Below are 13,852 nucleotides of genomic sequence, written 5' to 3'. Positions count from 1 at the left end.
ATCCTTCCAGATAGCTAGCCCCTCGTTGGGGAGGGGTGGCCCACGGACGGCGATATGCCTTCACGACTGCGCCGTCAAGAGGAAAGTTTCCGTCGCGGGCGGGACAGATCGGACGCATGCCAAAAAAAGGGGCGGGCCGAAGTCCACCCCTTTTTGAAACGCATGAAGGTTAGAAGATCACCACAGGTCGTAGCGAAGGCCGACCTTGATTTCATGGGTCTTGAGACCGCCGTCACGCCCCTGGAAACCGCTTGCGCCGGCGGCGGTATCAGCGCTGTTCCACTTGTACATGTCACCGCCGTCGACATTGCGGTACTTGTAGCCAAGGTCCAGCGTGAGATTGGGGGCGATCTCGTAGCCCACACCCGCCATCAGTGCGTAGGTGAAGCGCCAGCTGTCATCGCCGCCATGGGTGGAACTGTAAACCGGGGCGCTGGTGGTGCAGTCGTCACCCACGCAGAAGCCGTCGCTGTTGAGGTTTTTCCAGCGCACCAGCGTATAGCCCAGACCGGCGCCCACATAGGGCGTGAAGCCGGCATAGGTTCCCAGATCGACATAACCGTTCGCCATGACCCCCATGGCGGAAAACCTGGCGCTGTCTTCAGTACGGCAATTGGTCGTTACCGGCTCGCCGGCGCAGGGGCCGCCGCTGCTGGTGGTTCCGTTGAAACGTCCGCGCAGGCCCTCGGCGGTCAGATCGGCACGCAGCCAATCGTTGAAATGATAGCCGAAACCGCCCGAGAACGTAAAATCAGTATCGAACTTGTTCGTGTCGAAGCTGTGATCGGCATAACTGCCGGGCGGCCCCGGGTCGAAGGTGCGATAGTTCACCCGCCCGGCCTTGTCCTTGGCTATGTAGCCGACGTCGCCCCGCAGATACCAGCCCGAGCCGACCTCGACCGGCACATATTCAGGGGCCTCTTCCACGAAGATCGGCGGATCGTAATCGGCCGCGAAGGCCGCCGTCGCCATAGCCAGCGGCGCAGCCACCAGCGCCGAAGCGATGCAAGTCCTGAGTTTCATGTCACCAACTCCCGAGGTTGGCGCTGGTCGAGAAAAGGTAAACCCCAGCCGCCTTTCAGGAGAGCATTGTTAACCATAGCGGTTAAATGACCGTTAAGGCTAACAAAAGGTAGCAAGGTGCGGTTGCCGGTCACACCCCTTCGCGCAAACGAAAACGCCCGGCACAGGGCCGGGCGTCATCGAAACCGGAAAATTCGCAAGCTCAGGCGGCGTTGCGCGCCTGCGAGATGACCTCGACAATGTCGTCCACGACCGCCTCGACCAGCGCGCGGTCGTCGCCCTCGGCCATGACGCGAATCAGCGGCTCGGTTCCGGAAGGCCGGATCACCAGACGCCCGCCCGCGCCCAGCCGGTTCTGCGCTTCCGCAATGGCTTCCTTGACCTGCTTCTCCTCCAGAGGCGCTCCGCCTGAAATACGCACGTTCTTCAGGAGTTGCGGCACCGGATCGAATTTCTTGGCCACTTCGCTGACTGGCTTGTTCTGCCGCTTGATGCAGGCCAGCACCTGCAAGGCCGAGACCAGCCCGTCGCCGGTGGTGGAGAAATCGGACAGCACGATGTGGCCGGACTGCTCGCCGCCGACATTGAGACCGTTGGCGCGCATATGTTCCACCACATAGCGGTCGCCCACCTTGGTGCGATGCAGTTCAAGCTTCAGTCCGGCCAGAAAACGCTCCAGCCCCAGATTGGACATGATGGTCGAAACCACGCCCTTGCCGGACAGGCGTCCGTTCTGGTGCCAGGATTCGGCGATCAGCGCCATGATCTGGTCGCCGTCGACGATCTCGCCGTTCTCGTCGATGATGACGACGCGGTCGGCGTCGCCATCGAGCGCGATGCCGATATCGGCGCGCACCTCATGCACCTTCTTCTGAAGGCCGGCGGGATGGGTCGAGCCGCATTCCTTGTTGATGTTGAAGCCATTGGGATCGTCGTTGATGGCGATCACCTCGGCGCCCAGTTCCCACAGCGCTGCGGGCGCAACCTTGTAGGCCGCGCCATTGGCGCAATCGATGACGATGCGCAGACCGGCCAGCGACATGGAGCGCGGCAGCGTGCGCTTGGCGAATTCGATGTAGCGGTCATGGACGCCGTCGACGCGCTTGGCCCTGCCCAGCGCATCCGGATCGGCCAGCGCCATTTCCACGCCGTCATCGAGCATGGCTTCGATACGCCCCTCGATCCCATCGGACAGCTTGTAGCCGTCCGGACCGAAAAGCTTGATGCCGTTGTCCTGATAAGGGTTGTGCGACGCCGAAATCATGACGCCCATGTCGGCGCGCAACGAGCGCACCAGCATGGCCACGGCCGGCGTCGGGATCGGGCCGAGCAGGAACACGTCCATGCCGGCCGCGCACAGGCCGGCGACCATCGCGTTCTCGATCATATAGCCGGAAAGGCGGGTATCCTTGCCGAGCACCACGCGGTGGCGATGGCTGCCGCGCTGGAAGGACAGGCCCGCCGCCATGCCGACGCGCATGGCGATCTCCGCCGTCATCGGAAATTTGTTGGCGCGCCCCCGGATACCGTCGGTGCCGAAATAACGTCCCATGGAATGTTTTCCCTTGCGAGCGAACAGCGCACCTAATGCCACAGCGCACGCGTGTTCTGCCATCAAATTATGTAAGTAGAGGTCACCATCTGAGGGTAAAGAGTTTGCTAAACGGCAAAAGCTTTTATCCCGATTGGCGGGGTTGCACGCATTTCCACGAAAAAAGCGGCGGTTTATTGTCCGGCTTTCAAAAAGGAAACGCCGCGCAAAAGCGCGGCGTCCTGATTGCATCGTTGCTGATGGAATTTCAGTTCTGCGGCTGAGGCTCCATGCCGCCTTCCGGCTCGGAACCCTTCTTCTTGCCCTTGGCGGCGCCGCCGGCCTTCGGAACGGCCGAGCCGCGGCTGGTCGGCGTGTCGTCGCCAAGATCGCGCGAGGGCTTGTTGCCCGCCAGCAGCTCCCGGATCTCGTCGCCCGAAAGCGTCTCGTATTCGAGCAGCCCTTCGGCCAGTGCGATCCAGTCCTTCTTCTTCTTCGTCAGGATGGAGCGGGCGGTGGTGTAAGCCTCATCGATCAGCCGGCGAACCTCCGCGTCGATGATCTGCGCCGTTTCCTCGGAAATGTTCTGCGTACGCGCCACCGAGTGGCCGAGGAACACCTCTTCCTGATTGTCGCCATAAGCGACCTGCCCGAGCTGGTCGGAGAACCCCCAGCGGGTGACCATGGCGCGCGCCAGCTTGGTGGCCTGCTCGATGTCGGAAGACGCGCCGGAAGTGATGTTCTCCTTGCCGAACTTCAGCTCTTCGGCCACACGCCCGCCCATCATGATCCCCAGGCGCGAGATCATGTACTTGTAGCTCATCGAGTAGCGATCGCCCTCGGGCAACTGCATGACCATGCCGAGCGCTCGGCCGCGCGGGATGATGGTCGCCTTGTGCAGAGGATCGGCGGACGGCACGTTGAGCGCCAGAATGGCGTGGCCGGCCTCGTGATAGGCGGTCAGTTCCTTCTCGGCCTGGGTCATGGCCGAAGAGCGGCGCTCCGCGCCCATCATGATCTTGTCCTTGGCGTCCTCGAACTCCTGCATGGTGACGAGACGCTTGTTGCGCCGCGCCGCCATCAGGGCAGCTTCGTTGACAAGGTTCATCAGGTCCGCGCCGGAGAAGCCCGGCGTGCCGCGCGCCAGAACCCTGAGGTCGACATTCGGAGCCAGCGGCACATTGCGCACATGCACCTTGAGGATTTTCTCGCGACCGACGATGTCCGGGTTCGGCACGACCACCTGCCGGTCGAAGCGGCCGGGACGCAGAAGAGCCGGGTCGAGCACGTCGGGGCGGTTGGTGGCGGCGATCAGGATGATGGACTCGTTGGGCTCGAAACCGTCCATCTCGACCAGAAGCTGGTTCAGCGTCTGCTCGCGCTCGTCATTGCCGCCGCCGAGCCCGGCGCCGCGATGACGGCCGACCGCATCGATTTCGTCGATGAAGATGATGCAGGGCGCGTTCTTCTTGGCCTGCTCGAACATGTCGCGCACGCGGCTGGCGCCGACGCCGACGAACATCTCGACGAAATCCGAGCCCGAAATGGTGAAGAAGGGGACATTGGCCTCGCCGGCGACCGAACGGGCCAGCAGGGTCTTGCCGGTGCCGGGAGGCCCGACGAGCAGCACGCCGCGCGGAATCTTGCCGCCAAGGCGCTGGAACTTCTGCGGATCGCGCAGGAATTCGACGATTTCCTCAAGGTCCTGCTTGGCTTCGTCCACGCCCGCAACATCGGCGAAGGTGACGCGGCCATGCGCCTCGGTGAGCAGCTTGGCCTTGGACTTGCCGAAGCCCATGGCGCGGCCCGAGCCCGACTGCATCTGGCGCATGAAGAAAATCCACACGCCGAGGATCAGGATCATCGGCAGCCAGGACAGGAGGTAGCCGAACAGCGTGTTGGACCCGTCGGTTTCAGGGCGCGCGTTGATGGTCACGCCCTTTCCTTCCAGCCGCGACACCAGCGACGGATCGCCCGGCGAGTAGGTCTGGAAACTGGAAGCGGAGTCGCCATAGGAGCCGCTGATGCGGTCGCCGGCGATGGTCACGCTCTTGACCCGGCCGGACTGAACGTCCTGCAGGAACTGCGAATAGGGGATATCGGTCGCGGCTCCGCGCGTCTGCGGCGTCTGGAACAGATTGAAAAGCGCGATGAGCAGGACCGCTATGATCGCCCAGAGCGCAAGGTTGCGGTAGTTCGGATTCATCTATTGTCCCGTTTGCGCCCGTCAGGCGCGCGTCGTTGAAAGGAGCCTTCGCCTAACATAGGTGGCCCATAACCCCTTGCCAAGCAAAAGCACGACAATCGGTTAAGGCCGGCCAATATCCTTTCCCGGCACGAAAGGCGGCACAGGCGGCATGGGCGGCTGCGGAACGGGCGAAGCGCCCGCCAGTTCCGCCAGAGCGCCAGCCGATTCAAGATCGAAACCGGGCAAAAAGCGGGCGAAGGGGGCGACAAGCGGCACAAGTGCGACATTTTTTCCGGAAGGAATCGCAATCGGTCCGGTCGCAAGGGCGGCGCGCGCGAGACTTTCCGGCACATCGGGCGGTAAAGCCTCGGCCACGAAGCCCTCGCCGCCGCCGGCCCTGATCGAGACAGCGCCGTCGCCGTCCTGCAAGGCGATCCTGTAGCGCCCGTCCCAGATCAGGCCGTCCGTCGCACGCATCGGCTCCGGCAGTCCGCGCGCTTCGCGCAGCAGGAAAACGCCGTCGCGCCTTGCATCGACCAGCGCCCGCGCCAGCGTCGCCCGCCGCACGGTTCCCTCCGTTAGCCCATCCAGCAGGGACGCTGTCCTTTCAGTGTCGGGCGGCATCTGAAGACCGCCAGCGGCTGCAAGCAGCAGCCGCAAGGCATGGATCGCAGCCGCACGGTCCTGCTCGGCCAGGAAAGCGGGGTTGAGCCGGATCAGCCCTGCAACAGGGCGCGACGCATGGCCGCCGATCAGGGCCGCCGTTCGCGCGTCGAGATCGCAGCGCTTGTGCGCCGCCTCCCCCGCCGCCCGCATGGCCGAGACAAAGCCTTTCTCGTCGATCGCGGAACGCACGCGGGGCCGCTCATAGGCGTGATCTTCATTGGTGGGATCTTCGATCCAGCCGATCTTCCTTTCCCGCAACAGGGCTCGCAGGGCTTCGCGGCGCGCTCCAAGCAATGGCCGCACGATCCAGACATCGCCGTCAAAAAGGGTGGCCGGAGCCATGCCGGCGAGACCGCGCTCCTCACCCCCCATCGCGACGCCGCGCTCCCGCCGCATGGTCACGGTTTCGGCCTGATCGTCCGACGTATGGCCGGTCAGCACCATGCCGACGCCCTCGGCGCGGGCGACATCGGCCAGAAGCCGGTAGCGGGCCTCGCGCGCGGCGGCGAGAAGGCCGCTCTGCGGCTTGGGTCCCTCCCAGACCTGGATGTGGTGTGCGATGCCGAGGCCAGCGCAGAAAGCTCCAACCTTCAGCGCCTCATCGCGCGACGCCGGCCGCAGCGCATGATCGACGGTCACCGCGACAAGCTTCGCGTCCGGCCAGTGCGTGCAAAAGAAATCGTTCGCGAGAACGAGAAGCGCGGTCGAATCGCCGCCGCCGGAAATCGCCACGACAGCGCCCCCGGAAAAATCAGTTTTGCAAAGATCGATATCGAAAAAAACGCGGGCGTCGCGGTCCGGTTCAGCTTCCAGCGTCAGCACGACGCGAGCGCCCGTTCCTGCTTGACACGCTCCTTGAGCGCCGATGAGGCGTCGGGATAGCGCTTGCCGACTTCGGCGAAGGTGGCGCAGGCCACATCGCGCTGCTTCAGGCCGACCAGAGAAACGCCGAGCTTGAGCAGCATGTCGGGCGCCTTCCTGGCCTTGGAATAGTTCTTGCTGGCTGCAAGGAAGACCTCGGCCGCATCACGGTATTTCTGCTGCCCGAGCAAAGCTTCGCCCAGCCAGTAGTGCGCGTCGGCGGCGTTGGCGTCCTTGGGGAAACGGTCGATATGCTCGCGGAACCCGGCCTCGGCGGTGCCATAGTCGCCGGACAGGATGAACTGGTAGGAATTGCGGTAGAGTTCCTGGGGGTCGTCGGTGCGCGGCAGGGCGGCGACCTGGGCGCCGTCGTCCCCTGCCGGCTGGCCCGCCGCCGGCGCTTGCGGAGCAGCCGTCACGGACTGTGTGCCGGACCCGGCGTCGATGACATTGCCGTCCTTGTCGACGGTGATGGTGCCGAAATTCTTCGGAGGTGCGCCGGGGATGAGCTTGCCTGGCTCGCCATCGCCGGAATCGATGATGACATCCTCGACGGTCGAACCTCCGGCGATGTCGCCGGAGGTCGTGGTTTCGGGGGCGGCGGGCGCATCGGCCACCGAAGCGCCGGAATTGCCCGCGTCGGTGCGCTTCTGCCCGCCCTCTTCAAGCTGCTGAAGGCGGAATTCATTGTCCTCCTGCTGCTTGCGGATCTGCTCCTGCATTTGCAGGATCTGGAAATTGAGCTCCTCGACCTTGCCGTTGAGGGCGCGGATCTGCTCTTCCAGCGCGGTCATCCCGCCGCTCTGGGCAAGCTGGTAGCCGCCCTCGTCCTTGCCGAATCCGAACAGGGAGGGCAATTCCACACCCGGAAGTTTGAAGTTGAAGCCGCCACGCTCCGGCGCTGCCGGTCCGGCTTCGCTGGCCATGGCGGCCGCGCCGGACAGGAACAGCGCCGCCAGCGTGCCGCTCAGGATTGTTCTAAGATGCATGAGCCTCTCGCCATTGCAGTGAAACCCCGGTTTCGCGTCCGGCCTTCGGAATGAAGAACCGGACGGCACCGTTTCTAGCAGGGCGCGAGACTTCGGCCAAATTTTGTTTAGATCACGCCGCTTGAAAAACAGCGCCCGTTTTGGCGCGGGAATGTGAGCCTTCAGCAACAAAAAAAGGCGGCCATACCAGCCGCCTTTCTGTCAGTTCCGAAATCTGCAACGGGATCAGGAACCCGCGCCGCCCAGCGTGGTGACGGCGCGGCGGTTCTGCGACCAGCAGGAAATGTCGTCGCAGACGGCGACCGGACGCTCCTTGCCGTAGGAGATGGTCTTGATGCGGCCGGCGGCCACGCCCTGCGAAGCAAGGTAGTCGCGGGTGGCGGCGGCGCGGCGGGCGCCGAGCGCGAGGTTGTATTCGCGGGTGCCGCGTTCGTCGGCGTGACCTTCCACCACGATCGAATACTGGCGATAGTTGTTGAGCCACTGGGCCTGTCGGGCCAGCGTCTGCTGGGCGTCGGCGCGGATCGACGAGGAGTCCAGATCGAAGAAGATGCGGTCGCCGACATTGACGGTGAAGTCCTGCGCCGAGCCGGGCGTCGCCGCACCGCCCCCGAGGCCGAGATCGGCCGCGCTGTTGGGGGTCTTCTTGGAGGCGCAGCCGGCAAGCGCCAACGAGGCGACGAGCGCGACCATCACCGGATTTGCTGCAAGTTTTGCGATACGGCGCATACCGCCTCTCCTTCGCATTCGAGTGACTTCGTTGAGTTGCCAGTAACCACTTTTCGGTTAACCGGCATTCAAAAAACACGGTTAAATTTCGGTTCACGCCTTCGGTAAGCTGCTGAGCGTCGTGTCCCCGGAAGGCGCGATCCGATGATGGTGCGCAGCCAGATGACGACAAAGAGGCAAAATCTTGGCCGCAATCCGTTTGCGCGTCATTTTACGCCAAAATACGCCCGAAACCCATGGATTCGGGCGTATTCGTCACACATGTCCGGTTTCCCGGTCGATGCGCGTCAGTCCAGCAGCGGCGACCAGGCCGGATCGGAAGCGAAGTTCGGCGACGGAATCTGCTGCTCGTTGCGGCCGGTGAGGTCGACCGAATAGAGCTTGGGTCCACCGGAACCCGCCGTCTGCTTCAGATACATGATCACGCGTCCGTTCGGGGCCCAGGTCGGGCCTTCCTGCAGGAAGCCGGAGGTGAGAATGCGCTCACCCGAACCATCGGTGCGCATCACGCCGATCTGGAACTGGCCGCCCGACTGCTTGGTGAAGGCGATCAGATCGCCGCGCGGCGACCAGACCGGCGTCGAATAGCTGCCTTCGCCGAACGAGATGCGGCTCTGGCCCGAGCCGTCGGCTCCCATCACATAAATGTGAGGCCGTCCGCCCCGGTCGGAGGTGAAGACGATCTTCGATCCGTCCGGCGAATAGGAGGGCGAGGTGTCGATGGCGTTGGAACTGGTCAGGCGCGTGGTGTTGCGGCTCCTCAGATCCATCGAATAGATATTGGAATTGCCGTCCTCGCGCATCAGGCTCATGATCACGCGCTGACCGTCGGGCGAGAAGCGCGGCGCAAAGGTCATGCCCGGAAAATTGCCGACCAGTTCGCGCTGCCCGGTTTCGAGCTGGAGCAGATAGACGCGCGGCTGCCCGCTCTCATAGGACATATAGGTGATTTCCTGCCGGTTGGGCGAGAAGCGCGGCGTCATCACGATCGCGCGCCCATCCGACAGGAAGCGCGTGTTGGCGCCGTCCTGATCCATGATCGCCAGCCGCTTCTTGCGATCGTTCTTGGCGCCCGATTCGTCGATGAAGACGATGCGGGTGTCGAAATAGCCCTTCTCGCCGGTCAGCCGCTCATAGATGGCGTCGGCGATGATGTGCGCCACCCGGCGCGTATTGGCTCCGTTGGCGAAGAACTGCTCGCCCGAGAGCTGCTGCCCGGCGAAGGTGTCCCACAGCCGGTATTCGGCGCGGATGCGGCCGTCGCCTTCCTTGTTGACGCGGCCCGTCACCAGCGCCTGCGCATTGATGACTTTCCAGTCGTCGAAGCGCGGAGCCTGATCGGGATTGGCGATCTTCTCGATGAAGGCGGCCTTGTCGATCGGTGCGAACAGACCCGAACGCTTCAGGTCCGCCTGAACGATCGAGGAGATTTCCGCGCCCAGCTCGCCGCCCGCGAAATCGGTGACGGCGACCGGCAGCGGCTCGATGGTGCCCTTGTTGACGTCGATTTCCACCAGCGCGCTGGCGGGGCCGACGGCGAGCCCCGTGGCCGCGCCGGCAAGCGCTGCGACCATCATGAGCGTCTTGAGCAGTGTCTTCATGCTTTCAGCCTCATTGGTTCCAGTCCGGCGATCAGAACATGTCGCTCGGGTCGAAATTCACCACCACTTCCGACCAGCTGTCATATTTGTCGGCGGGCAGGTTGAAGGGCGCGCATTTCTGCACCGCGCGCACCGCGGATTCGGCGGCCGTGCGGCCGGGGCCGGAAGGCGCGCCGCCTGAGATCACTTCCGGACGGCCTTCCAGCACGCCAGAGCGGTCGAGCCTGAAGCGGACCGAGACCTTCAGCATGCCGGCGTCGTCGACGCCGGCGGGAATGCTCCAGCAGCCGCCCAGCTTCTGGCGCAGCGCATCCATCTCGTTTTGCGAGAGACGATTGCCGCCGGTGGTCTTCCTGCCGCCAAGCGAGGCCTGTTCGTTCGAACGTTTCGCGCCGCCGCCGGAAGGCGTACGCTTGTCGAGCAGCGCTGCGATCTCGTCGGCGTTGAAATCCTTCTCGTCGGACTTCTGCGTCGCCGAGCTGTCCTTCGCCGGCTTTTCGGAAGCCTTGCTGTCGGAAGCCTTGGCGGTCCGCGTCTCGGCCGGCCGGGGTCGCGCCTGCGGGGCAGGCGCCGTGTCGGGAAGCGAAGACTGCTCGGTTGGCTTGTCCTCGGCCGCGATCGCCTCGGCGACCGCATCGGGTTCGGCGGGCTCGGGTCTGGCCTCGGCCGGTTTCTGTTCGGCCGGCCTGGGCGCAGGCTCCGGCTCCTTCACCGGCTCAGGCTTGGGATCGGGCTTCGGCTCCGGCGGCTTGACCGGCTCGGGCTTTGGCTGCTCCTGCGGCTTGGGCGGCTCCTCGGGCGCCGGCTTCTCGCTCGGCGCGGGGGCCGGCGGCGGCGCGGCGGCGTTATCGACGGGCTGCGGCTTGGGATCGGGCGTCGCCGGCTTGTCGGTGTCGACCGTGTTCTCGCCGATCTCGCGGGCGTCGGCCACGACGTCGGGGCGCTGGGTGGGCGTCGGCGCCGGCTTTTCGTTCATCGGCGCTTGCCTGTCGCCCTGCTGGATCTGGGTCAGTTCCTCCAGCGGCACGATGTCGACCGGCAGCGATTCGACCTCGCTCACCTCGAAGGCGGCAGGCGCCGACAGCGACACCAGCCCGAAGGCCAGCACCGCCGCATGCAAGGCCAGCGATGTGGTGAGGCTCGCCTTCAAGACTGTCAGTCCTGTTCCTGAAGGGTGACGAGGCCGAGGTTCTTGTAACCGGCGGCCGAGATGCGGGCCATGACCTGCATCACCGTGCCGTAGTCGGCTGTCTTGTCGCCGCGCACATAGATGCGCTCCTCATAGCCGGTCTGGGCGATCGCCTCGAGGCGCGGCACCACCTCGTCGACCGCAATCTCGGTCTCCTGAAGATAGACCTGGCCCTTGTCGTTCACCGAAACGGTGATCGGCTGGGTCTCGGAATTCATGGGTTTCGCCTGCGTCTCCGGCAGGTCGATCGGCACGCCGACGGTAAGCAGCGGCGCCGCCACCATGAAGATGATGAGCAGCACCAGCATCACGTCGACGAAGGGCGTGACGTTGATCTCCGACATCAGCGCCTTGCGGCGGCCACGCCTTCCGCGCCCGCCCCTGCCGCCTCCGCCCGTGCTTACAGACATTCCCATTTCCGAACCTCAGACTGCCCCGGTTGCGCGATCACGCATTGCCCGATCAGGACCGGGCGACCTTTTCATCGATTTGGCGCGAGAGTATGGCGGAGAACTCGTCGGCGAAGCCCTCCATGCGACCGGCCAGCCTGCCGGCGTCGGACGACAGCTTGTTGTAGGCGATGACGGCGGGGATCGCCGCAAGCAGGCCGATGGCGGTCGCCAGAAGCGCTTCCGCGATGCCCGGCGCCACCACCGCGAGGCTGGTGGACTTAGAGCCGGCGATCGCCTGGAATGAGGTCATGATGCCGATCACCGTGCCGAACAGGCCGATGAAGGGCGCGGCCGAGCCGATGGTGGCGAGGAAGCCGAGGCTGCCCTCCAGCCGCTCCATCTCGCGGGTGAGCGCGAGGTCCATGGCCTTTTCGATACGCATCTGAAGGCCGTGCGGCGATTTCGCGCCCTTCTCGAAGCTTTTCTTCCATTCCCGCATGGCGGCAACGAAGATCGAGCCCATGCCAGTGGTCTTGCGGTCGGAAAGCGTGCGGTAAAGCTCTTCCAGCGACTGGCCTGACCAGAAGATCTGCTCGAAGCGGTTGAGCGCCGAGCGCATGCGCCCGTAGGAGACGACCTTGTCGAAGATGATCGCCCAGGTCCACACGGATGCGCCGAGCAGGCCGATCATGACCAGCTTGACCACCCAGTTGGCCTGCATGAACAGGGCCCATATCGACAGCGACGCCGCCGGTTCGGCGAGAGCGATGTTTTCCATCCAAACGTTCCTTAAATCGTCCCGGGCCGGGCAAGCCGCCAGCCCGCGACGTTCGACCCTTTCAAGCCCGCGCGCCCTGTCCGCACCAAAATTCCGAAAAGCGCCAGTGGCGGCCTTTTCAAGGCAAATGTTGGTAAAAGGAAGGCGCGTTGATTCCTTCGAATTTCATCGCCATCTTCATGAATGGTTATGGTTAAGGATGCGTTAGAAAGAAAGCGTGCGGCAAGGTGGCGCGCAAAAATCGCTGTTTGGAACGCCAGGCGTCCAACCGGGCGCATAAAGGACGCTCTAGCATTTTGATCGAGCATCGGATTTGCCGAAAATCGGATTCCACTTTCCGGTCCGCGGCTCGGCATGCACCGGCCGCCGTTCGATGCCGGTCCGAATCAGGCTTCCGGCATGAAAGCGGCGATCCAGCCCTTCGGGAACCGGCGCGGACGCCCGTTCTCGCCGATGATGGCCGCTTCGACACGCGCCTCCACCAGAAGCTCCTCGCCCCGTTTGAGCTGCTGGGCCATGGTGATGCGCGCGCCCGACACCTCCACCGTTCGCGTCTCGACCGTCAGGATATCGTCGATGCGCGCCGGCGCGCGGAAATCGATCTCCATGCGCCGCACCACCCATACGATCTTTTCGCCCTGCTCGCCCGCCGCAAGCTCCGTATGATGCACGCCCACCAGCCGCAGGAAATCCGAACGCCCGCGCTCGAAGAACTCCAGATAGCGCGCATGGTAGACGACGCCGGAGAAATCCGTGTCGGCGTAATAGACGCGCGCCGCCAGCCGGTGGCCGAACCGCGTCAGTTCGCCGGAGAGTCCGGGCGGAGTGTCGTCCTGCGTGCTCATTCGTCCTGGAACAGACCGATCTGCTGCTGGGTGATGTCGCGTGGCGCTTCGAGCCCCAGTTGACGCCATGCATTGGCGGTGAGGACGCGTCCGCGCGGCGTGCGCTGTATGAAGCCCTGCTGGATGAGATAGGGCTCGATGATGTCCTCGATGGCGTCGCGCGGCTCTGAGAGCGCCGCAGCGATGGTCTCGATGCCGACAGGCCCGCCGCCGAAATTCGCGGCGATCATGGAAAGGTAGCGCCTGTCGAGCGCATCGAGGCCGAGCCCGTCGACCTCCAGCCGAAGCAGCGCTTCGTCGGCGATCTTGCGGTTGACGGTCTCGGCGCCCGCCACCGTGGCGAAATCGCGCACCCGCCGCAAAAGCCGGCCGGCGATGCGCGGCGTGCCCCGGGCCCGGCGCGCGATCTCCACCGCGCCGTCGTCGGTTATCGGCAGGCTGAGAATACGCGCGCCACGCCGCACGATCAATTCCAGCTCCTCGACCGTATAGAAATTGAGCCGCACCGGAATGCCGAAGCGGTCGCGCAGGGGATTGGTGAGCAGGCCGAGCCGCGTCGTCGCCGCCACCAGCGTGAAACGGGCGAGGTCGATCTTGACCGATCGCGCCGCCGGACCTTCGCCGATGATGAGGTCGAGCTGGAAATCCTCCATGGCGGGATAGAGGATTTCCTCCACCGCCGGGCTGAGGCGATGGATCTCGTCGATGAACAGCACGTCGCGGTCTTCGAGATTGGTGAGCAGGGCGGCGAGGTCGCCCGCCTTCGCGATCACCGGGCCGGACGTCGAACGGAAATTGACGCCCATCTCGCGCGCCATGATCTGGGCGAGCGTGGTCTTGCCCAGACCGGGAGGACCGACGAACAGCACATGGTCGAGCGCATCGCCACGCCCCCTGGCCGCCTCTATGAACACTTTCAGGTTGGCGCGCGCCGCCGCCTGCCCGACGAAATCGTCGAGCGTCTGCGGGCGCAGCGTCTGGTCGGCGTCCTCGCCGCGCTTTTCGGACGAGATGAGGCGGGGGGCGGTGCTCATGGCGCTGTCCTGCCACGCCGCGCGGC

The 13,852-nt window shown here is 64.6% G+C and carries 13 protein-coding genes; all 13 read right to left on the bottom strand.

What is annotated here, in order from left to right; translation table 11 throughout:
* Window positions 1–177: 177 nt before the first annotated feature.
* Window positions 178–1,023 carry an outer membrane protein gene (locus ABID44_RS09170; RefSeq protein WP_354151401.1) on the bottom strand — a complete coding sequence of 282 codons (846 nt, stop codon included), beginning with the start codon at window positions 1,021–1,023 and terminating at the stop codon, window positions 178–180.
* Between the two features lie 202 nt (window positions 1,024–1,225).
* Window positions 1,226–2,575: a phosphoglucosamine mutase gene (glmM, locus tag ABID44_RS09165; protein WP_354151400.1), complete on the bottom strand. Its 1,350-nt coding sequence runs from the start codon at window positions 2,573–2,575 to the stop codon at window positions 1,226–1,228.
* Between the two features lie 247 nt (window positions 2,576–2,822).
* Window positions 2,823–4,760: an ATP-dependent zinc metalloprotease FtsH gene (gene ftsH, locus ABID44_RS09160; protein WP_354151399.1), complete on the bottom strand. Its 1,938-nt coding sequence runs from the start codon at window positions 4,758–4,760 to the stop codon at window positions 2,823–2,825.
* Window positions 4,761–4,862: 102 nt separating this feature from the next.
* Window positions 4,863–6,230: a tRNA lysidine(34) synthetase TilS gene (tilS, locus tag ABID44_RS09155; RefSeq protein WP_354151398.1), complete on the bottom strand. Its 1,368-nt coding sequence runs from the start codon at window positions 6,228–6,230 to the stop codon at window positions 4,863–4,865.
* Window positions 6,224–7,258, bottom strand: coding sequence for a tol-pal system protein YbgF (gene ybgF / locus ABID44_RS09150; protein WP_354151397.1), 1,035 nt, complete (start codon window positions 7,256–7,258; stop codon window positions 6,224–6,226). Before ybgF ends, tilS begins: the two co-directional genes overlap by 7 nt.
* Before the next feature lie 225 nt (window positions 7,259–7,483).
* Entirely contained in the window at window positions 7,484–7,987 is a 504-nt protein-coding gene (pal, locus tag ABID44_RS09145; RefSeq protein WP_354151396.1) for a peptidoglycan-associated lipoprotein Pal, read from the bottom strand.
* A 287-nt stretch (window positions 7,988–8,274) separates the two neighbouring features.
* Complete coding sequence (gene tolB / locus ABID44_RS09140) at window positions 8,275–9,564, bottom strand: Tol-Pal system beta propeller repeat protein TolB (RefSeq protein ID WP_378226601.1); 1,290 nt, start codon at window positions 9,562–9,564, stop codon at window positions 8,275–8,277.
* A 55-nt stretch (window positions 9,565–9,619) separates the two neighbouring features.
* Window positions 9,620–10,738, bottom strand: a complete 1,119-nt coding sequence (locus ABID44_RS09135; protein WP_354151394.1) for a UCP034077 family protein — start codon at window positions 10,736–10,738, stop codon at window positions 9,620–9,622.
* A gap of 5 nt (window positions 10,739–10,743) precedes the next feature.
* Window positions 10,744–11,193 (bottom strand): protein TolR, encoded by a 450-nt coding sequence (gene tolR / locus ABID44_RS09130; RefSeq protein WP_354151393.1) that lies wholly within the window; start codon window positions 11,191–11,193, stop codon window positions 10,744–10,746.
* Between the two features lie 46 nt (window positions 11,194–11,239).
* Window positions 11,240–11,947, bottom strand: a complete 708-nt coding sequence (gene tolQ, locus ABID44_RS09125) for a protein TolQ (RefSeq protein WP_354151392.1) — start codon at window positions 11,945–11,947, stop codon at window positions 11,240–11,242.
* A gap of 11 nt (window positions 11,948–11,958) precedes the next feature.
* Window positions 11,959–12,255, bottom strand: a complete 297-nt coding sequence (locus tag ABID44_RS09120; RefSeq protein ID WP_354151391.1) for a hypothetical protein — start codon at window positions 12,253–12,255, stop codon at window positions 11,959–11,961.
* 78 nt (window positions 12,256–12,333) lie between these two features.
* Window positions 12,334–12,792, bottom strand: a complete 459-nt coding sequence (gene ybgC, locus ABID44_RS09115) for a tol-pal system-associated acyl-CoA thioesterase (RefSeq protein ID WP_354151390.1) — start codon at window positions 12,790–12,792, stop codon at window positions 12,334–12,336.
* Complete coding sequence (ruvB, locus tag ABID44_RS09110) at window positions 12,789–13,826, bottom strand: Holliday junction branch migration DNA helicase RuvB (RefSeq protein WP_354151389.1); 1,038 nt, start codon at window positions 13,824–13,826, stop codon at window positions 12,789–12,791. The genes ybgC and ruvB overlap by 4 nt, the downstream gene beginning before the upstream one ends.
* Window positions 13,827–13,852 lie beyond the last annotated feature (26 nt).

Origin of the sequence: Aquamicrobium ahrensii, assembly GCF_040545755.1 — a bacterium.
Classification (GTDB): domain Bacteria; phylum Pseudomonadota; class Alphaproteobacteria; order Rhizobiales; family Rhizobiaceae; genus Mesorhizobium; species Mesorhizobium ahrensii.
The sequence above is the reverse complement of the archived record's forward strand: the minus strand, read 5'-3'. Positions and strand labels throughout refer to the sequence as shown.

Excerpts from the sequence above, each read along its gene's own strand:
- ybgF (WP_354151397.1), bottom strand. The coding sequence starts at position 7,258 with ATGCATCTTAGAACAATCCTGAGCGGCACGCTGGCGGCGCTGTTCCTG.
- pal (WP_354151396.1), bottom strand. The coding sequence starts at position 7,987 with ATGCGCCGTATCGCAAAACTTGCAGCAAATCCGGTGATGGTCGCGCTC.
- ybgC (WP_354151390.1), bottom strand. The coding sequence starts at position 12,792 with ATGAGCACGCAGGACGACACTCCGCCCGGACTCTCCGGCGAACTGACG.
- ABID44_RS09170 (WP_354151401.1), bottom strand. The coding sequence starts at position 1,023 with ATGAAACTCAGGACTTGCATCGCTTCGGCGCTGGTGGCTGCGCCGCTG.
- ftsH (WP_354151399.1), bottom strand. The coding sequence starts at position 4,760 with ATGAATCCGAACTACCGCAACCTTGCGCTCTGGGCGATCATAGCGGTC.
- ruvB (WP_354151389.1), bottom strand. The coding sequence starts at position 13,826 with ATGAGCACCGCCCCCCGCCTCATCTCGTCCGAAAAGCGCGGCGAGGAC.
- ABID44_RS09120 (WP_354151391.1), bottom strand. The coding sequence starts at position 12,255 with ATGCTCGATCAAAATGCTAGAGCGTCCTTTATGCGCCCGGTTGGACGC.
- tolB (WP_378226601.1), bottom strand. The coding sequence starts at position 9,564 with ATGATGGTCGCAGCGCTTGCCGGCGCGGCCACGGGGCTCGCCGTCGGC.
- tolQ (WP_354151392.1), bottom strand. The coding sequence starts at position 11,947 with ATGGAAAACATCGCTCTCGCCGAACCGGCGGCGTCGCTGTCGATATGG.
- tolR (WP_354151393.1), bottom strand. The coding sequence starts at position 11,193 with ATGGGAATGTCTGTAAGCACGGGCGGAGGCGGCAGGGGCGGGCGCGGA.
- glmM (WP_354151400.1), bottom strand. The coding sequence starts at position 2,575 with ATGGGACGTTATTTCGGCACCGACGGTATCCGGGGGCGCGCCAACAAA.